Origin of the sequence: Paraburkholderia edwinii, from assembly GCF_019428685.1 — a bacterium.
In the GTDB taxonomy this organism is placed as follows: Bacteria; Pseudomonadota; Gammaproteobacteria; order Burkholderiales; family Burkholderiaceae; genus Paraburkholderia; species Paraburkholderia edwinii.
In genome coordinates this window covers 4076872-4095301 of sequence record NZ_CP080095.1, presented here as the reverse complement: position 1 = coordinate 4095301, position 18430 = coordinate 4076872, and the positions used below count along the sequence as shown (strand labels likewise).

The 18430-nt window shown below is 60.7% G+C and carries 15 protein-coding genes; 14 read left to right on the top strand and 1 reads right to left on the bottom strand.

Features of this window, described 5'->3' with window-relative positions; genetic code table 11:
- Nucleotides 1-260 precede the first annotated feature (260 nt).
- From KZJ38_RS18110 to KZJ38_RS18045, 14 genes are all read left to right on the top strand, one after another.
- A complete protein-coding gene (locus KZJ38_RS18110; protein ID WP_219797562.1) occupies nucleotides 261-1247 on the top strand; it encodes a transporter in 987 nt (328 codons plus the stop codon).
- A gap of 473 nt (nucleotides 1248-1720) precedes the next feature.
- Nucleotides 1721-1975 carry a hypothetical protein gene (locus KZJ38_RS18105; RefSeq protein ID WP_219797561.1) on the top strand — a complete coding sequence of 85 codons (255 nt, stop codon included), beginning with the start codon at nucleotides 1721-1723 and terminating at the stop codon, nucleotides 1973-1975.
- 162 nt (nucleotides 1976-2137) lie between these two features.
- Nucleotides 2138-2818: a VIT1/CCC1 transporter family protein gene (locus KZJ38_RS18100; RefSeq protein ID WP_219797560.1), complete on the top strand. Its 681-nt coding sequence runs from the start codon at nucleotides 2138-2140 to the stop codon at nucleotides 2816-2818.
- An 852-nt stretch (nucleotides 2819-3670) separates the two neighbouring features.
- A complete protein-coding gene (locus tag KZJ38_RS18095) occupies nucleotides 3671-4267 on the top strand; it encodes a hypothetical protein (RefSeq protein ID WP_219797559.1) in 597 nt (198 codons plus the stop codon).
- A gap of 129 nt (nucleotides 4268-4396) precedes the next feature.
- Entirely contained in the window at nucleotides 4397-5182 is a 786-nt protein-coding gene (locus KZJ38_RS18090; protein ID WP_219797558.1) for an IclR family transcriptional regulator, read from the top strand.
- Nucleotides 5183-5224: 42 nt separating this feature from the next.
- A complete protein-coding gene (locus KZJ38_RS18085; protein WP_246641801.1) occupies nucleotides 5225-5980 on the top strand; it encodes a transporter substrate-binding domain-containing protein in 756 nt (251 codons plus the stop codon).
- A 17-nt stretch (nucleotides 5981-5997) separates the two neighbouring features.
- Complete coding sequence (locus KZJ38_RS18080) at nucleotides 5998-6666, top strand: amino acid ABC transporter permease (RefSeq protein ID WP_219797557.1); 669 nt, start codon at nucleotides 5998-6000, stop codon at nucleotides 6664-6666.
- 38 nt (nucleotides 6667-6704) lie between these two features.
- Nucleotides 6705-7430, top strand: a complete 726-nt coding sequence (locus KZJ38_RS18075) for an amino acid ABC transporter ATP-binding protein (protein ID WP_281425829.1) — start codon at nucleotides 6705-6707, stop codon at nucleotides 7428-7430.
- A gap of 90 nt (nucleotides 7431-7520) precedes the next feature.
- Complete coding sequence (locus KZJ38_RS18070; RefSeq protein WP_219797556.1) at nucleotides 7521-8921, top strand: formimidoylglutamate deiminase; 1401 nt, start codon at nucleotides 7521-7523, stop codon at nucleotides 8919-8921.
- Nucleotides 8922-8952: 31 nt separating this feature from the next.
- The gene (gene hutG / locus KZJ38_RS18065) at nucleotides 8953-9762 is read left to right on the top strand and encodes an N-formylglutamate deformylase (RefSeq protein ID WP_219797555.1); all 810 of its coding nucleotides are present in this window, start codon (nucleotides 8953-8955) and stop codon (nucleotides 9760-9762) included.
- 138 nt (nucleotides 9763-9900) lie between these two features.
- Nucleotides 9901-11076, top strand: a complete 1176-nt coding sequence (locus tag KZJ38_RS18060; RefSeq protein WP_219797554.1) for a GGDEF domain-containing protein — start codon at nucleotides 9901-9903, stop codon at nucleotides 11074-11076.
- 446 nt (nucleotides 11077-11522) lie between these two features.
- The gene (locus KZJ38_RS18055; RefSeq protein WP_219800440.1) at nucleotides 11523-12719 is read left to right on the top strand and encodes an efflux RND transporter periplasmic adaptor subunit; all 1197 of its coding nucleotides are present in this window, start codon (nucleotides 11523-11525) and stop codon (nucleotides 12717-12719) included.
- Nucleotides 12720-12732: 13 nt separating this feature from the next.
- On the top strand, nucleotides 12733-15915 hold the full coding sequence (locus KZJ38_RS18050; RefSeq protein WP_219797553.1) for an efflux RND transporter permease subunit: 3183 nt from the start codon (nucleotides 12733-12735) through the stop codon (nucleotides 15913-15915).
- Nucleotides 15908-17362 carry an efflux transporter outer membrane subunit gene (locus KZJ38_RS18045; RefSeq protein WP_219797552.1) on the top strand — a complete coding sequence of 485 codons (1455 nt, stop codon included), beginning with the start codon at nucleotides 15908-15910 and terminating at the stop codon, nucleotides 17360-17362. The genes KZJ38_RS18050 and KZJ38_RS18045 overlap by 8 nt, the downstream gene beginning before the upstream one ends.
- Here the strand turns inward: KZJ38_RS18045 and KZJ38_RS18040 are convergent.
- Nucleotides 17344-18408, bottom strand: a complete 1065-nt coding sequence (locus KZJ38_RS18040; protein WP_219797551.1) for a LacI family DNA-binding transcriptional regulator — start codon at nucleotides 18406-18408, stop codon at nucleotides 17344-17346. The two genes, KZJ38_RS18045 and KZJ38_RS18040, sit on opposite strands and share 19 nt — an antisense overlap.
- Between the last annotated feature and the right edge of the window lie 22 nt (nucleotides 18409-18430).

Here is an 18430-nt window from a genome sequence, read left to right as displayed (position 1 = left end):
CGTCGTCGGCGCTTCGACCGATGCCAACGGGCAAAGCGACAGTCTGTCAAAGCGTATGTGCAGATCAAATCGTCGATGCGAATGAATTGCCTGGCGAACGCACTGCGGTGCCCGGGCCGGCTTGCGTCAGTTGCATAACGCCGGTGCAAAAGCCTGTTTGCAACTTCAATCGCTGCTGCCTTTAATGTTTTTAACGCACGCTTTTAACGCGCTAAACAGAATGCCGGCATCGAGCGCAGTGCCATGGAGACGAGCGGCAAATGCAGGCAAAGCATTCCGCTTTTCATATCCGGCGTCATGCGGATTCGGGCCGCGCGGGGCGCGCTGGAAAGCGCGGCGCTTTTGCGGCCGCTTTCCGGCCTCTGCTGCTCGTGTATGTCCTCGCCCTCCACGACGCGGACGCTCAGGAACTTGAACCTCGAGCGTATTCCGCCGCGCCCGCAGGGACCAATTTTCTGGTGGCCAATTATTCGCGCCTGGACGGCCAGGTTCTCACGGATCCATCACTACCCGTCACGGATATCCATGCGGTGATCAATGCGTTCGCGCTTGGATATGTACGCGTCATCGATCTGGGCGGTCGTAGCGCGTCGCTTGGTCTGGTGGCGCCGTTTGCAAGCGGCAATGTGTCCGGCAAGGTTTTCGATGCGCCCAATCAGGTATATCGGGCAGGTCTCGGCGACATGCGATTCCGGTTCGCAATTGATCTGCTTGGGGGACCGGCGCTTACGCCGGAGGAATTCGCGCGACTGGTTCCGCAAACGATCGTCGGCGCGAGTCTCACGGTCGTCGCACCTACCGGCCAGTATGTGCCGGGCCGGCTGATCAACATCGGCGCCAACCGATGGGCCTTCAAGCCTGAGTTCGGCATTTCCCAGCCGATTGGAAACTGGTTTGCCGAGATGGCCGTCGGTGTATGGCTCTTTACGGACAACACGGCGTTTCTCGGCAATGCCCACCGCAGCCAGGCACCCATGCCCGTGCTTCAGCTTCACGGTGGGTATACCTTCCGTCCGGGCCTGTGGCTTGCCGGCGATGTGGGCTTCTATTCCGGCGGCGTGACCACGGTCAACGGCGTTGCCAATGACGACCGGCAAAACAATATTCGCTACGGCGTCACGCTGTCCGTACCCATTACGCGCAACTGGTCGGCCAAGCTGGCCCTGTCGAAGGGGCTGGTTGTGCGGGCCGGAGGGGACTACAAGGCCATTTCCCTCGCGGTTCAATATCGATGGCTCGATCGCTGACTGACTCGAGGTTGTCGACGCGCCGCTGCCGCTCAATTGCCAGATTTAAGCGGCTTTTGCAGAAACGTAACAGTCGGGCAGAAAAGCTATCTTGAAATTACAATCACCTTTCACTAAAAATTGCCCGACGAGCAAATGGTCCTATATCACTGCGGCGCTGCAATCTGGCCCTCCAGCACCCGACGCGGCAACACCTTCGTCGCCCACGCTTGCGTTCTGAAGGACGACGGTGAACCCGTATCGCTCGAAGATCTCGGGCAGTTCGCAAGCCGCAGCTGCGCTTATGCGTTCGCGCTGCGTTGCGCGACTGCTTTCGTCGATGGCAAACCGTTGCCTCGCAAGCCGTTCTGCGCCGACCCCGAAAGGCAATGAGCGGATGCATGGGCAAGCCGCTTTGCTTGTGCTGGAAGCAATGTGCTGTGGAATAGCGCCGACCCGAAGGCCAACCTTGAACCGCTCAACGGAGGAACGCCATGCATATGCCTGAAGTAAGCCGCTTTCAGTACACCCGTGGTCACGGCCAGCGTCGCACATACGATGTCACGCTCAACGTCACGCGCAAGAATTCGGGTATCTACGCTTACGCGGCCTGGGTGCAATTTCAGGCCGAATACAAGGGCTCGGGATTGATGCTTCCGCTGGTTGCCACGACCCGCGAGCACGCCATACATGAGGCACGAACCCGCATACAGAAGGAAATCGACCATCTTATCGGCGTGGTCGAGTAACCGAAGCCGACAATGTGCGGCACACGTCCGCTGTCCGCCGGTCGGCCGCCGATGGATCAAAACAAGGGCGCCAATCCCTCATCTGTTTCATATACTGCTCATACCGACCATCCACGCGGACGTTAAGCACAACGTCGCGTGTCTATCCTGAGTCGCGGCTAAATGAGTACGATCACACCGGCCGGACACGCAGAACCCGCACAACGGGAACGGATTCTCAATACCGTCGACCGCGTCTGCGAATTGTGTTTTGGTCTGTTCATGGCTTTGACGTTTGTCGGCGCTGTCAAGGCGGCTACCGCCGGCGAAGACGCCGGGTACAAACTGTTCGTCACCGCGTTAGGATGCAATCTCGCGTGGGGCCTTGCCGACGCCGTGATGTATCTCGTGCGCACGCTCGCCGAGCGGGGACAGCGGCTGAAGCTCGCGCTGACCGTGCAGCGGGAGCAGGACGAGACCATCGCCGTGCGTGCTCTGCGTGACGCCTTGCCCGAGAGGCTGGGACAACTCGTCGAAGACGCTGACCTCGCGCGGATTCGTGCTCGTCTTTCGGCTGTGTCGACGCTGCCTCCTCGCGCGAATCTGGTGCGTGGCGACTTCGTCGGGGCGCTGGGCATCTTTCTACTCGTTGTCCTCGGAACCTTTCCGGTCGCCATTCCGTTTCTCGTCGTCGACGATGTCAGAGCGGCACTCATCGCCTCGCGCGTGCTGACACTCGCGATACTTTTCATCGCAGGCTTTGCGCTCGGACGCTACACAGGCGCAGGTGCAATGAAAGCGGGCTTCGCGATGGCTGTGCTTGGTATTCTGCTGACAATGGCGATTATCGCGCTGGGCGGGTAATTCGTTCGCACCGACCATCGGAGGGCAATTAACGATTTCGATGAGCGACGATTCTGCACGTTGCTAGCGGAATATAAATGTAATTCGGATACCCTACCGAGCCGGAGTCCGATTGCGAGCGAGCCGTTTTATCTATTCAGAATCCGGCATTGATACGCGACTCGCGCGACGCCTGACTCGCTATCGGGCAATCCGATGCGAATTTGCGCGCGGGGATCGGCTCAGGAACGGCCACGCGAAACCGGTCTGGACGCCGACGTTGCCTCTACGAGCGATGTGATGACAGCCGCGGCGGCATCAGGTCGCTGGCGCCTGACGAGGCGATCTGACAGTACGTTGCAAAATGCAACTGCCGCGGTTGAGCCATGCGCTTGCACGAAGTCACGTACCGTTTCGTCCACCAGGCAGCGGAGCGTCGCTTCACACATGCTGCTGGCAATAAATGACGTCCCCCGGGCGAGTTCCAGTTGAAAGTCAATTTCGCAGCGCCGATAGGCCTCATGCCGTACCCGTGTATTAGCTATTGGATTCAATTAACTTGTCCCCAGCTTTCCGGTTGAGTGTCTATGCGATTTACATCGATTATTGGCGGTGTTTGATGCAAAAGATTTAATGATTTAAAAGCGATTACATCGTAGAAGCTTTCAGATCATTTCTCAAATAAATTTGCTTTTTTTAAGGGCGACTTAAAGGAATTGATTCGCTGCGAGAATGATGGGTGTGACGGGATAGCGATGTGTGCGCTTTACACATGTTTTTCATCCGTCGGCCATAATTTTGCATGGAGTTTATGCGGAAGCGCCTACGCTAGCCGTCTAACCACAAGGGCGGGCATGCCCATTGGAACTTGTCATGCCGTACTCATGGCAAGAGGTGGCAGAGGCGTGGTGCGTCACACTCGATGACTTCCTCGGCACGCGTCACGCGATCCTGCCGGACTTCGAACCATTTGAGCAGCTTAAAAAAGAAACTCAGTGGCTTCCGATCGACCCATTCGCGGCGGTCAAACTTCCGGGTGAATCAGAGCTTACCGTCCATTTGCTGAAGTCGCGGGTTCCCCATATTCGTCAGGTGGCGGTATTGCGGAACGGCGATAGCCGTGTCGGCTTTGTCGTCCGCAGGCAAGAGGGCTGCGACCTTGTCACGCTGGCGCCCGAACTGAGAGGCAACGGTCTTTCTGCAGACCTGCTGCTTGCAACTCGCGTTCTGCGCGCATCCCTGAAATTCTCCGAGGTGCCGCAACTGCATCTGGCCTCGAAGCAGCTGTTTTGCGGCGGATGCTACTCCGCGGCAGGGCTCGCGTCCGCGCGCGCGGCGCACCGGCTGGCCGTTCTGCGCGCGCTTGCAAAAGGGAAGGCGGTGCCGCCCGAAGTGCTCGCGGACTATCCGCACCTCTTGCGATCCGCACACCTGATACGTCAATACGCGCTGTCCAGCGCGCTCGCCTGACATCACGCGAAGAACATCGGCGGGGGGGAAAACCCTGGTCGGTTATTCCCACTGATTGAGAATCGGTTTTTTGATCGCCGGGAATATCGTGGCATGCTCCTCGCATTGCCCCAGTTTTAAGCCCTTACCGTGAACCAAGACCCAAGCGTCACCGGCGCCGAACGGTTGCTTCTCGTGCTCACCGCACTGGCGAGCCACGGCAAAGCCATGTCGGTTAAAGACATGCTGGCTGTCACGGGCCTCGCGCAAAGCACGCTCTATCGCCAGGTCGCGTTGCTCAAGCGCTGGGGCTTTGTCGCCGAAGACGCCGGCTACTACGCGCCCGGACCCGTGAGCCTGCAGCTCGCCGTCGGCTTCGACATCAATTCGTTACTCGTCGAGTCGAGCCGCGACGGCATGACGCAACTGTCGCGCACCACGCAGGAAAGCGTCGGCCTTGTCGTCGCGGTCAACGATCAGGTGATCTGCCTCGAGATGATCGAAAGCACGCATTCGCTACGCTGCTCGTTTGAAAAAGGCCGCGCGGTGCCGCTAAGGGCTGGCGCTTCCGCGAAGTCCCTGCTTGCCTTCATGCCCGACAAAGCACGCAACGACACACTAGACCGCCAATTCGCGAACGATCCGACAGGCCGCAAGGCCATCGAAGCCGAATTGAACGAGATCCGCAGCCGCGGCTATGCAGTCAGCGATAGCGAAGTCGACCCGGGCGTATGGGGCGTAAGCGTTCCTGTTTTCCGCCGTGCCGCGCGCGGTACGAACGGGCATGCAAGTGCAACAGCAAGCGCCTCGATCACGCTGATGGCGCCTTCTTCACGCGCCGCGGGACGCGAACAGCAACTCGCCGACTGGACCGTGCGCACCGCACAAAGCATCTCAGTCCGTCTGCAAGCCGAATCATTCCAACGCAACGCCTGACGCAAACCAGCAAACCACTTTGGGGAAGAGGAACCACCGATGATCAAACTGCACAAAGTCCTTTCAGCCGCCTGCGTGAGCATCGCGATGGCTTGCGCTGTTGCACCGGGCAGCGCCGCCGCGCAAGACTCCAATGTGCTGAGCGTCGCCACCGACGCGACGTTCCCGCCGATGGAGTTCGTCGACAAAGGCCAGCGCACCGGCTTCGATATCGACCTGATGAATGCGCTCGCCAAAGCGATGGGCAAAGAGGTCAAATGGACCGATATCGATTTCAAAGGCCTGATTCCGGGCCTTATCGCGCATCGCTTCGATGCGGCGATCTCGGGCATCTACATCACGCCGGAGCGCAGCCAGGTGGTCGATTTCACGCAGACGTATTTCGCGGGCGGTCTGTCGGTGCTCGTGAAGGCCGACTCTTCGATCAAGGCGCCTGCCGACCTGAACGGCAAGAAGGTCACGGTGCAGGTCGGCACGAAGTCGGTCAACTTCCTGCGCGACAACTATCCGCAAGTGCAGCGCGTCGAAGTCGAAAAGAATCAGGAGATGTTCGATCTGGTCGGCATCGGCCGCGCCGACGCGGCCGTGACCGGCAAGCCGGCCGCCTATCAGTTCGCGCGTACGCGTCCGGGCTTCCGTGTGCTCGACAAGGAGCTGACGAAGGAAGAGTACGGCATCGCGGTGCGCAAGGATGAGCCGCAGTTGCGCGATCAGCTGAACGCCGCACTCGCGAAGATCAAGGCGGACGGCACTTACGCTGCGATCGTGCAGAAGTGGTTCGGCACGACCGCGAAGTAACCGCGCGGATCTGACCTATGCAACTCGACTTCACGCCGGCCTTCGCCGGCTGGGCCGACATCGCGCACGGCGCGCTCGTCACCGTCGAAGTGACCGCCGCCGCGCTGGTGCTGAGCTGCGCGCTTGGCCTGTTGATCGGTATCGGCCGGCTCAATCCGCGGCATAAACTGATCTATGGTTTTTGCACTGCGTATCTGGTGTTCTTCCGCGGCACGCCGTTGCTCGTGCAACTATTCCTGCTGTTCTTCGGCTTGCCGCAATTCAACATTCTGCTGCCGGCTTTCGTGTGCGGCATGTTGGGGCTCGGGCTCTATTCGGCCGCTTACGTGTCCGAAATCGTGCGCGGCGCGATTCAATCCGTGGATCGCGGGCAAATGGAAGCAGCGCGCTCGATCGGTATGTCGGCGCCGCAGGCCATGCGGGCGATCATCTTGCCGCAAGCGATCGTGCGCATGATTCCTCCGCTCGGCAACGAGTTTATCGCGCTGATCAAAAACTCCGCGCTTGTGTCGCTGCTGACTATCGACGACCTGATGCACGAAGGCCAGAAGATCATCAGCGTGTCGTATCGTTCGCTTGAGGTGTATCTGGTTATCGCGCTCGTTTATCTCGTGCTGACGCAGGCGACCAATTACATGCTTCATCGCGTCGAGCGCCGTTTGCGCGCAGGAGGAATGGTCCAGTGAGCGGCTCAACCGAACCTATCGTCAGCATTCGCGGACTCATGAAATCGTTCGGCGCGCATCGCGTGCTGAACGGCATCGACTTCGATATTCAGCCGCAACAGGTGGTCGTGGTGATTGGGCCGAGCGGCTCAGGAAAAAGCACCTTCCTGCGCTGTTGCAATGGACTCGAGCAGCCGGAAAGCGGTACGGTCGATATCTGCGGCCATCGCCTCGTCGATCAGGGCGCGATGCTGAAAGACCGCGCGCTCAATGCATTGCGCACTGAAGTCGGCATGGTGTTTCAATCGTTCAATCTGTTTCCGCATTTGTCGGTGCTGCATAACATCACGGTCGGGCCACGCATGTTGCGCGGTGCATCGAAAGCCGATGCCGATGCGGCCGCGCTCGCGCTGCTGAAAAAAGTTGGGCTCGAACACAAGGCCCATGCGATGCCCGCGAGTCTTTCCGGCGGACAGAAGCAACGCGTTGCGATTGCACGTGCCCTGGCGATGCAGCCGCGTGTGATGCTTTTCGACGAACCGACGTCCGCGCTCGATCCCGAACTCGTCGGCGAAGTGCTGCAGGTGATGAAGCTGCTCGCATCGGAAGGCATGACGATGCTTGTCGTCACGCATGAAATGGGCTTCGCGAAGGAAGTGGCCGATGTTGTTGTGGTGATGGATGGCGGTGAAATTGTCGAGGCAGGTCCGCCCGCGACTATTTTTTCGGCGCCGTCGCAGCCGCGCACCAGGACGTTCCTGCAGGCGGTGCTGTCGCGCGCATGATGTGTCCAGGCGCCATGCCGATGCCATGCTGATGCAATGCGGCACGCCGTTCAATCATTCGACGTGCGCCAGTCTTTGGAGTTAGCGACCATGAATCAATCAACTCGCGCGATCTTTGCCGAGCACGCCTTGCTGCCCGATGGATGGCGCCGCAACGTGCTGCTCGAATGGAACGAGCAGGGCGCGCTGCTCAACGTCACGCCGGACGTGCATGAAGTGCCGGCACATGTCGCCAGGGCATCAGGTCCGATCGTGCCGGGCATGCCGAATCTTCATTCGCACGCATTCCAGCGCGCCATGGCAGGCCTGACCGAATATCGCGCGAATCCGACCGACAGCTTCTGGAGCTGGCGTGACCTGATGTACCGCTTCGCCGCGCGCATCACGCCCGACACGCTGGGCGCGATCGCGCGCTGGCTGTACGTCGAAATGCTGAAGGCAGGGTACACGTCGGTCTGCGAGTTTCACTACGTGCATCACGCGGCAGACGGACAGCGCTACGCGAATCCGGCGGAACTCGCACAACGCGTCGTCGATGCGGCGAGCGAGACCGGCATCGGTATGACAATGCTGCCTGTTTCGTACCAGTACAGCGGTTTTGGCTCGCAGCCGCCGCGCGACGATCAGCGGCGCTTTATCAATACGCCTGAGCAACTTCTTTCGATTCTCGAAACACTAAGGCAAGCGAGGCCCGAGCATGGCGGGCTGCGCTATGGCGTCGCACCGCACTCGTTGCGCGCGGTTTCCGACGCATCGCTGCGGGCGCTGATCGAAGGGCTCGACGCCCTATCGCCCGATGCGCCCGTGCATATTCATATCGCCGAGCAGACTGCGGAAGTGGACGCATGTCTTGCCGCCGAAGGCGCACGGCCTGTGCAATGGCTGCTCGATCGTTTCGATGTGACGGGGCGCTGGTGTCTCGTGCATGCGACGCATATCGATGCAAATGAAACGGCCGGGCTTGCAAAGCGCGGCGCAGTCGCCGGTCTGTGCCTGACCACGGAAGCGAATCTTGGCGACGGCATCTTCCCCGCGCATGAGTATCTCGACGCGGGCGGCGTATTCGGCATCGGCTCGGACAGTCATATTGGCGTCGACTGGCGCTCGGAACTGCGCTTGCTCGAATACGGGCAGCGGCTTGCACGGCGTCAACGCAATGTTCTCGCGTCGTCGCAGACGGCGCACGTCGCAGACCGGCTTTTTCACGGCGCGCTTACGGGCGGCGCACTGGCGACCGGCCGCGCGGTCGGCGCATTGAAGCGCGGCGCGCGCGCCGACTGGCTCGTGCTCGACGCGCAGCATCCGACCCTCGCGGAACAGACATCGGAGACGTGGCTTTCTTCGATCGTGTTTGGCGAGCACGGCGAAACGCAGGTTCTCGACGTCTATACGGGCGGCGAGCGGGTGGTGCATCAGCGCCGCCACCGCGATGAAGCGCGCCTCTATGCGGACTATCGTAAGGCGCTCTCGCATCTCCTTAGCGGCGCGTGAACGCGCTATCACCTGAACGGAGACTTACCCCATGAGCGAACTGTTTTTTCTCGAGCGCGGCACGGCGCCGCTGCTGATTTCGATTCCGCATCTGGGCACGCGCATTCCCGATGCGATGCGCGACCAGTACACCGATATCGCGCTAACGGTCGCCGATACGGACTGGCATCTCGATCGCCTCTACGCGTTCGGCAAGGCGCTGGGTGCGACAATGCTCGGCGCGCGTGTATCGCGCTATGTGATCGACCTGAACCGGCCGTCGAACGACGAAAGCCTGTATCCGGGCCAAACGACCACGTCGCTGTGTCCGACCGAATCGTTTCGCGGGGAGCCACTCTATCGCGAGGGACACGCGCCGAACAAAGCCGAGCGCGAGCGACGCGTTGCGACCTTCTGGCAGCCATACCACGATGCATTGCGAGCGGAGCTGCAACACCTGCGCACTCAGCACGCGAATGTGCTGCTATGGGAAGCGCATTCGATCGCGAGCGTGCTGCCGCGTCTTTTCGACGGCAAACTGCCCGATCTGAATATCGGCACTCAGGATGGCCGGACGGCCGCCGCGCCGGTGCTCGACGCGGTGAAACAGGCGGCGGCCGCGGGCCCGCTCACGTGGATCGCGAATGGGCGCTTCAAGGGCGGCTTTATCACGCGCCATTTCGGCGCGCCGCACGACGGCATTCATGCGGTGCAACTCGAGATGTGCCAATCGACGTATATGAGCGAAGACGCTCCGTTCGATTATTTGCCGGACGTCGCGCAGAAGGTCGAACCGGTTGTGCGGCAGATGGTGAGCGGCGCGCTCGATGTTGTGGTCGCGATGAATGCTTCGGCTCGCTGAATGATAGACGTGTAAAAGTGACCGGATCGACAACGCCGACGTGGACTCGCAAACGTTTCCGTCCGGAAGCGACTTATTTTCAGCGTAAAATGCGACTCCCGCCGCGATGTGTGCCGGCGGAGTGCCGCTACGCTATCGATGCATGTCGACCTAATCACTCTCTACCTTCTTGCGGTCGGGACGCTACTCGCCAGCTCGGCGATGACGGTGTGGGAGCAACGCGCCCATTCGACGCGCAGCAAGGAGCTGAAGATACTGGCGGCGGCGTACGCGACGCTAGCCATTGGCTGCGCGGCGGCCCTGTACCGTCACAGCGTGCCGGGCGTCATCGGTTCCGCGCTTAGCAATCTCGTCATTTTTACCGGCTATCTGCTGATCCTCCACGGCGTCGCCTCGCTAAACGGCAGGCGATACGGAGCGGCTTCGATGGTCCTGCTTGCCGTCAATGCGCTCGCATGGGCGATCTCCGGCACGCGTTGGCAGGAGACGATGTGGGCCTACGTCAGCGCATTGCCGATTGCGGTGGTGTCGGGCCTCACGGCGTTTGAACTGCTGCGCGACAACGGTCGGAAACGCCTCCAGTCGCAGTACATTGCGGCGATCGTGTCGGGTATCCATGCCGTCTTTTATGCCTTCAGGGCGTTTATCTTGCCGTGGCTCGGGGTCCGATACGGCAAAGACGCGCTGATGGCGTCGAGCGTCGTCACGATGTATGAGGGCGTGCTGTATTCGGTCGTTCTCCCGATGACTTTGCTCAAACTCGTGCGTGAGGAAGCGCATGGCCAGCTTCTGCGGGAATCGCAAACGGACTATCTGACCGGGCTCGGCAATCGCAGATGGTTTTTCGCAGAGGGTGCGCGAGTGATGCGCGATGCGGGCACATCGCGTCCGGTCTCGCTGCTTGCGTTCGACCTCGACCACTTCAAGACAATTAACGATCAATACGGCCACGAGACAGGGGACGCGGTGCTCAGGTCATTTGCGGACGTGGTACGCAGTGGCGTGGGGTCCGACGCGATCGTCGCGCGCATCGGCGGCGAAGAGTTCGTCGCGCTGCTGCCTGACCATGACAGCGGCGATGCGAAAGTGGTGGGCGAGGCGGTGGTCAGGCGCTTCGCCGAGACGATTACGCAGGGCTCGAATCGGGTGGGCGTGCGCGCCACGGTCAGTATTGGCCTCGCGCAGTCTGGACGCGAAGCTTCGACGCTCGCCGATCTTTTGTCCGCTGCGGACGAAGCCTTGTACAGCGCTAAGGCGCGCGGTGGGAATCGCGTGGAACTGGCGCAGAGCGATGCGGGGTCGTCGGCGGCGTGAGTGGTGCCACCCAGGGCGCCCATGCTGCCGCTTAAGCCTGTGCCTGTTCCGGATGCGTTTGCACCCGACTTATCTCCCTTAGCCTTCCTGAAAGCATAGCGTCGATCGTTGCGCACGCAATGTGCGGACGCTTTCATGGCATTTTTCAGCCCGTCTCGCGTTTCTCTGCCCGGCGGCGCCCCATTTCATCTCCAATCCTCAACAACTCTCACGCAACGTTTTCGGGGTCTTTTTGCACCCTTAGAGCATAAATTTATAACTAATGGTATCGTGCCTGCGAAATCAATTTCGAAAGCGTCCTGAAGGACATCCGAAACCACGACGTGAGCTGCCGGCAACCGGCGGCCTGGCCCCGTATTGCCCTCGAAACCATGAAGACCATGGAACAAAAAACGCCGTTTACTGCTGTCGCGCCCACGCTCACGCCGCCGCGCGCTTTGGCACAAATGCTCCGCTTCGCCGCTATCGGCTCAATCGCTCTCGTATTTAGCGCATGTCGAAACCCGGAAGGATCCGCTGCTTCCGCGCCGCCCCTGCCAACAGTAGGCGTCGCGACCGTGATGCCCAAAACCGTGCAGGAATGGGATCAGTTCAACGGCCGCGTCAGTGCGATCGATACCGTCGAGCTGCGTCCTCGCGTCAGCGGCTATGTTGAACGCGTCGTCTATAAGGAAGGCGACGATGTCAGGAAGGGCGACGTTCTCTTTATCATCGACCAGCGGCCTTATCGCGACGCTCTAGCAAGTGCCGAAGCGCAGCTTGCACACGCGCGCGCTACCGCTGCGCTCGCACTCGCGCAAGACCGTCGTGCGCAAACGCTGATTCAAAGCAAGGCCATTTCTGTCGAAGAAGTCGAAACGCGCCACGCGACATTCGAACAATCGAACGCGGACGTGCAAGCTGCTGAAGCTGCCGTTGCGACAGCCCGTCTGAATCTCGGCTTTACCGAAGTGCGTTCGCCCATCGATGGCCGCGCGGGCAGGGCGATGCTCACCATCGGCAATCTCGCGCAGGCCGACCAGTCGCTACTGACCACCGTCGTGTCGCAAAACCCGATGTACGTCTACTTCGACGCCGATGAGCACAGTTATCTGCGTTATCTCGAGCGTGCGAAGAAAGCAGGTGGCGGCAGCCGGCACGGCGCCGCTCAAAAGGTGCAAGTCGGCCTTGCCAACGAGGACGGCTTCCCGCACGCCGGCACCGTCAACTTTCTCGACAACCAGGTCGATGCGGCGACGGGCACGATACGCGCGCGAGCAGTAGTTCCGAATCCGGATCGCATTCTGACGCCGGGCCTCTATGCGCATGTGCAATTCCCGGGAAGCGATCAGTACAGTGCGCTATTGATCGACGAAAAGGCCGTGCTCACCGACCAGAACCGCCAGTACGTCTACGTGTTGGGGCCCGGCGATAAAGCGTTACGCAAGGACGTGACGCTCGGCCGGACGATTGATGGCCTTCGCGTGGTCGAGTCGGGTCTCAGCGCCGGCGACAAGGTCATCGTGACGGGCCTGCAAAGGGTCTATTTCCCCGGCGCGCCGGTCAAGCCCACACCCGCATCGATGGGCAAGCCCGCGGCTACCGCCGATGCAACGCACGCAAGCGTGAATGCTGCACCTACGCGCGAAACGACGGTCGACTGATAGAGGCTCCCAGATGGATTTCTCGAAGTTCTTTATCGACCGGCCAATCTTCGCCGTGGTGCTGTCGATCATCATCTTTGCGGTCGGGCTGATTGCGATTCCGCTTTTGCCGTCCGGCGAGTACCCGGAAGTCATTCCGCCGACGGTGGTTGTGCATGCAACCTATCCGGGCGCTAACCCTAAAGAGACGGCAGAGTCCGTTGCGACACCGCTTGAAGAAGCGATCAACGGCGTCGAGGGCATCATGTACATGAAGTCGGTGTCGGGTTCCGACGGCAGCCTGCAGGTGGTCGTGACGTTCCTGCCCGGCGTCGATCCCGATACCGCCGCCGTGCGCGTGCAGAACCGCGTGAGCCAGGCGTTGAGCCGCCTGCCGGATCAGGTGCGCCAGTACGGCGTCACGACGCAAAAGCAGTCGCCGACGCCGCTGATGTACGTGAATCTCGCTTCGCCCGACGGCCGCTACGACTCGCTTTACATGCGTAACTATCTGATCTTGCATGTCAAGGATGAGTTGTCGCGTATCCAGGGGATCGGCGACGTCGGTGTGTATGGTTCGGGCGAGTACGCGATGCGCGTCTGGCTCGATCCGAACAAGCTCAATTCGCGCGGGCTAACCGCAAGCGATGCCGTCAACGCGATTCGCGAGCAGAACGTGCAGGTGTCCGCCGGTCAGCTCGGCGCGGAACCGTCGCCGGCAGGTACCGATCTGCTCGTCTCGATCAACGTGCACGGGCGGCTTGAATCCGAACAGGAATTCGGCAACATCGTTGTCAAGGATGGCGAACAGGGCCAGGTTGTGCATCTGTCCGATGTCGCGCGCATCGAGCTGGCCGCCGGCGACTACACGATGCTGACGTTGAAGGACCAGCAGAACTCAGCGGCCGTCGGGATTTTTCTTTCGCCGGGAGCCAACTCGCTGGCTGTCGCGGACGCCGTCTACGCGAAGCTTAAGGAGCTGTCGGAGAGTTTCCCGCCGGGCATCACGTATCAGGCCGTTTGGGATCCGACCGTATTCGTACGCGATTCGATACGCGAGGTGCAACAGACGCTGTTCGAAGCAGTCGTGCTGGTGGTGCTCGTCGTCATCCTGTTTCTGCAAACGTGGCGCGCGTCGATCATCCCGCTCGTGGCCGTGCCGGTCTCGGTGGTGGGCACGTTTGCGTGGCTCTACATTCTCGGCTTCTCGATCAATACGCTGACGCTGTTCGGCCTGGTGCTCGCTATCGGTATCGTCGTCGACGATGCGATCGTGGTGGTCGAAAACGTCGAACGGTACATCGCTCAGGGGTTCGAACCGCGTGAGGCCGCGCATAAGGCGATGCGCGAAGTCTCGGGCCCGATCATCGCGATTGCGCTCGTGCTGTGCTCGGTGTTCGTGCCGATGACGTTTCTGACGGGTGTTACTGGCCAGTTTTACAAGCAGTTCGCGGTGACGATCGCCATATCCACCGTCATCTCGGCGATCAATTCGCTGACGTTGTCTCCCGCGCTGGCGGCGAAGCTGCTCAGAAGCCATCAAAGCCGTGGCGACGTGCTTACACTTGCGCTCGACAAAGCACTCGGTTGGCTGTTCCACCCATTCAACCGCTTTTTCAACCGATCGTCCGAGCGTTACCAGCATGCGGTGGAAAAGACGTTCAAACGTCGCGGTGCGGTTTTTGTCGTTTATGCCGCATTACTCGGAATGACGGCGCTGCTGTTTCACAACGTGCCAGGCGGCTTCATACCGACACAGGACAAGCTGTATCTGTTCTCCGGCGCAAAACTGCCGGAAGGTGCATCGCTTCAGCGCACCGTTGCCGTGGCGCGCAAGATGTCCGATATCGCGCATAGCGTCGACGGCGTCGAACTCGTGCCCGGCTACGTTGGCTTTAACGCTTTGCAGACGGTCAATACGCCCAATCTCTCGGCGTCTTACGTCATCCTCAAGCCGTTCGATCAACGCAAACGAAGCGCGCAGCAAATTAATGCGGAGCTGAACCAGAAGTTCGCGCAGATTCAGGACGGCTTTGCTTACGCGTTGATGCCGCCGCCTATTCAAGGGCTCGGCAATGGCTCCGGCTATTCGCTGTACCTCGAGGATCGCGCCGGTCTAGGCTACGGTGCCTTGCAAAACGCGCTCGATACGTTCCGCGCGGCTGTCGCTAAGACGCCGGGCATGACGTATCCCGTCAGTTCCTATCAGGCCAATATCCCGCAGCTGGAGGTGAAGGTCGATCGCGTCAAAGCCAAGGCGCAAGGCGTGGCGCTATCCGATCTGTTCGATACGTTGCAGACGTATCTCGGCTCGATGTACGTGAACGACTTCAACAAATTCGGACGCGTCTATCGTGTCATGGCACAGGCCGATACCGGCTACCGCCAGCATGCGGCCGATATCGCGAACTTGCGCACGCGTAATTCGCGAGGCGAAATGGTGCCGATCGGGTCGATGGTGACGATCGTTCCGACTTACGGTCCCGATCCGGTCATGCGCTACAACGGCTATCCGGCCGCGGACCTCATCGGCGACGCGGACCCCCGCGTGCTGTCCTCGGCCGAAGTCATCGACAAGCTGAACGAGATCGCCAGGGAAGTCTTGCCGCGCGGCATCAAGCTCGAGTACACGGATCTTAGCTATCAGCAGGTGAAGCAAAGCAATGCAGCGATGATCGTTTTTCCGCTGGCGGTGATGCTCGTCTATCTGGTGCTCGCGGCGCTCTATGAGAGCTGGTCGTTACCGCTAGCGGTCATCCTGATCGTGCCCGTGTGCATGTGCGCGGCGCTTTCAGGGGTGTGGCTCACGGACGGAGACAACAACGTGTTCGTTCAGGTGGGGCTTGTCGTGCTGATGGGGCTTGCATGCAAGAACGCGATTCTGATTGTCGAATTCGCGCGCGAGCTTGAAATGCAGGGCAAAACGGCGGTTGCGGCGGCGCTTGAAGCATGTCGCCTTCGCTTGCGTCCTATTGTGATGACATCGGTGGCGTTTATCGCCGGGTCGGTGCCGCTTCTCCTCGGTCATGGAGCCGGCAGCGAAGTGCGTAAAGCCACGGGTGTAACGGTTTTCTCGGGAATGTTAGGCGTGACGTTATTCGGACTGTTTTTGACGCCCGTGTTCTATGTCGTGATCCGCAAGCTGTCGCAGGGATTTGGAGGCAACAAGGTCACGCAGGAGGGTAGCGAGGTCGCGGCAGAGGTGCACCATGAATAAGCTGATTACGTCGCTCGTGGTGACAGGCGTGCTTACCGGCTGCGCGGTTGGGCCGGACTTCGAGGCGCCGGTGACGCAAACCTCGTCGCATTTTGCGCGTGACGAGGCACATGGCGAAGCGAATCGTGCCGCGACTGCCGAACCTGCTTCGGATCAGGCATTCTGGCAAAGCTTTAACGATCCGCAGCTGACGGAACTCGTGGAGCGCGCGCTCGGCGCAAACAACGATTTGCGAACCGCGCTCGCGAACTACGATGCGTCGAATGCGCTGCTGCGTGAGGCAAAGCTTGAGCAGTATCCGATCGTCACGGCAAGCGGTCAGGCCGGGCACCAACGCTTGAGCAAGGATCAGGCGTTTGGCGCACCGCTCGACGAGCGCAATACCTATACGTTTAGCCTCCAGTCCAATGCAACATGGGAGCTCGATCTGTTCGGGCGCGTACAGCGCGGCGTGGAAGCGGCGCGTGCGCAAACTGGCGCAAGCGCTGCAGACTTTAGCGCGCTACAAGTAGCGATTGTCGGGCAGGTCGCAAGCACGTATGTCGATCTTCGAGGCACGCAGGAGCGTTTGCGCGTTGCGCGTGAAAACGCGGACAACCAGATGCAGACCCTGCAGATCGTGCAAAAGCGCTTTGATGCCGGCAGGGGCTCCGACTTCGATATTGCCCGCGCGCGCGAGCAATACGAATCGACGTTAGCGCGCGTTCCGGCGCTCGAGGCCCGAATTGCCGTCGACGAACATCGCCTTGCGGTGCTAACCGGCAATCAGCCGGGCACGCTGCCCGGACTCGATGCGCCTAAACCATTGCCCGCGTTGCCGGCATCGATCGACCCAGGCACGCCCGCTAACCTGTTGCGTAGACGTCCTGATGTCGCCGCAGCGGAATACCGTCTTCACGCCGCGACGGCGCGTGTCGGCGTCGCAACCGCCGATCTGTTTCCGCGCCTGAGCATCGTGGGGTTGATCGGCACACAGGCCTTTGCCGCAAGCTCGCTATTTACTGCGGACAGCCAGGCGAGCCTGATCGCGTTCGGCGTCGACTGGTCGTTTCTCGACGTGGGGCGTGTGCGCGCGCGCATCGTCGCCGCGCGCTCCGATGCTGCGGGTTCGCTCGCGCAATATCAGCAGACCGTGTTGCTCGCGCTCGAAGATACGGAGAATGCGCTGATTATCTATGCGCGCGCCCAGGCAGAAGACAAACAGCTCGAGCGCGCCGCAAACGATGGTGAGGAGGCCGCGCGTCTCGCGCGCATTCGCTATCAGGAAGGCCTTATCGACCTGTTCGAAGTACTCGATGCCGAACGGCAGATGTTGCAGGCGCAAGACGCTTTCGCCGATGGCCGTACGCGTAGCGCCAATGCCGCGGTTTCGCTGTACCGGGCACTCGCGGGCGGCTGGCCGCAACGGCCGGCATCGGATGCGGCAGTTCAGAACGCGGCCAGATGACGGGTGGAAAGAGGCGTGCGATGAGCGGCTAGCTCGTCGCGCCGGGCACCATCCGAGGCGCGGGAAATCAGCTCGGGCGCCCAGATTTCCTGGAGCTCCCTGGCGGGTTTGCCCGCTAAACGATCAAGCAGCATTTGGGCCATGCGCTTGCCCGCGCGATGCGTGTCAGCGGAAAAGGTGGTGAGAGCAGGCTGGACGTAGCGACTGAACGGATGATTGTCGCCGCCAATCACGGCGACATCGCGGCCTGGCGCTTTGCCTGTTTCCGCGATGCCGCGCATGACGCCCATCGCGATCAGGTCGTGACCGCAGAGGATAGCCGTGGGCGGATCCGCGAGCTCAAGCAGCCGATGAGCGGCCTGTGCGCCGCTATCCTCCGATATTGTCGTTTCGACACAAAGACTGCTGTCGAAGCGAATGCCCGCGGCGCGCAATGCTTCGCGATACCCGAGGCGCTCGAAGTGGCTGAACATCAGATAGTCGGGCGCATGGAGCAGCGCGATCCGACGATGCCCCAGCGAAATAAGCCGCCCGCAGCCGGTGCGCCCCAGCACGCGATGATCGATATCGACGTAAGGGTAGTCGTTCGAAGTCTCGCTTCTGCCGAAAGCGACGAAGGGGATATCGCGTTCGAGCAGATAGGCGATGCGTTCGTCGTGCCGGCGTGTGCGACCGAAGAGTAGTCCATCGACGCGCTGGCGCTCGGCAAGGCGTTTGAACAGATCGATTTCGGCTTCGACGCTTCGCGCCGATGCGACGATCACCTGATAGCCGCTTTCGTCGAGGGCGTCATTTACACCAATCAGCATGTCCAGAAAGAACGGATGCGCGAACGATGTCTGCGGCGCCGACACGACGAACCCGATCGTATCCGATGCCTGCCGGCGCAAGCGGCGCGCAGCCGGGTCCGGGCAGAAGCCAAACCGGTCGGCCGCGTCGAGTACACGTTGACGCGTCGCGGAACTCACATCTTCCCGATTGTTCAAGGCCTTGGAGACGGTGCTGACGGAAAGCTTTAGCTTTGTCGCGAATTCGTGGATGTTCATGCGGTGTCTTCTCCGGGGCCCC

What these genes read in the sequence shown, in the direction of transcription:
- KZJ38_RS18110 (WP_219797562.1), top strand. Translation starts at nt 261, where the DNA reads ATGCAGGCAAAGCATTCCGCTTTTCATATCCGGCGTCATGCGGATTCG.
- KZJ38_RS18105 (WP_219797561.1), top strand. Translation starts at nt 1,721, where the DNA reads ATGCATATGCCTGAAGTAAGCCGCTTTCAGTACACCCGTGGTCACGGC.
- KZJ38_RS18100 (WP_219797560.1), top strand. Translation starts at nt 2,138, where the DNA reads ATGAGTACGATCACACCGGCCGGACACGCAGAACCCGCACAACGGGAA.
- KZJ38_RS18095 (WP_219797559.1), top strand. Translation starts at nt 3,671, where the DNA reads ATGCCGTACTCATGGCAAGAGGTGGCAGAGGCGTGGTGCGTCACACTC.
- KZJ38_RS18080 (WP_219797557.1), top strand. Translation starts at nt 5,998, where the DNA reads ATGCAACTCGACTTCACGCCGGCCTTCGCCGGCTGGGCCGACATCGCG.
- KZJ38_RS18075 (WP_281425829.1), top strand. Translation starts at nt 6,705, where the DNA reads ATGAAATCGTTCGGCGCGCATCGCGTGCTGAACGGCATCGACTTCGAT.
- KZJ38_RS18070 (WP_219797556.1), top strand. Translation starts at nt 7,521, where the DNA reads ATGAATCAATCAACTCGCGCGATCTTTGCCGAGCACGCCTTGCTGCCC.
- hutG (WP_219797555.1), top strand. Translation starts at nt 8,953, where the DNA reads ATGAGCGAACTGTTTTTTCTCGAGCGCGGCACGGCGCCGCTGCTGATT.
- KZJ38_RS18060 (WP_219797554.1), top strand. Translation starts at nt 9,901, where the DNA reads ATGCATGTCGACCTAATCACTCTCTACCTTCTTGCGGTCGGGACGCTA.
- KZJ38_RS18055 (WP_219800440.1), top strand. Translation starts at nt 11,523, where the DNA reads ATGCTCCGCTTCGCCGCTATCGGCTCAATCGCTCTCGTATTTAGCGCA.
- KZJ38_RS18050 (WP_219797553.1), top strand. Translation starts at nt 12,733, where the DNA reads ATGGATTTCTCGAAGTTCTTTATCGACCGGCCAATCTTCGCCGTGGTG.
- KZJ38_RS18045 (WP_219797552.1), top strand. Translation starts at nt 15,908, where the DNA reads ATGAATAAGCTGATTACGTCGCTCGTGGTGACAGGCGTGCTTACCGGC.
- KZJ38_RS18040 (WP_219797551.1), bottom strand. Translation starts at nt 18,408, where the DNA reads ATGAACATCCACGAATTCGCGACAAAGCTAAAGCTTTCCGTCAGCACC.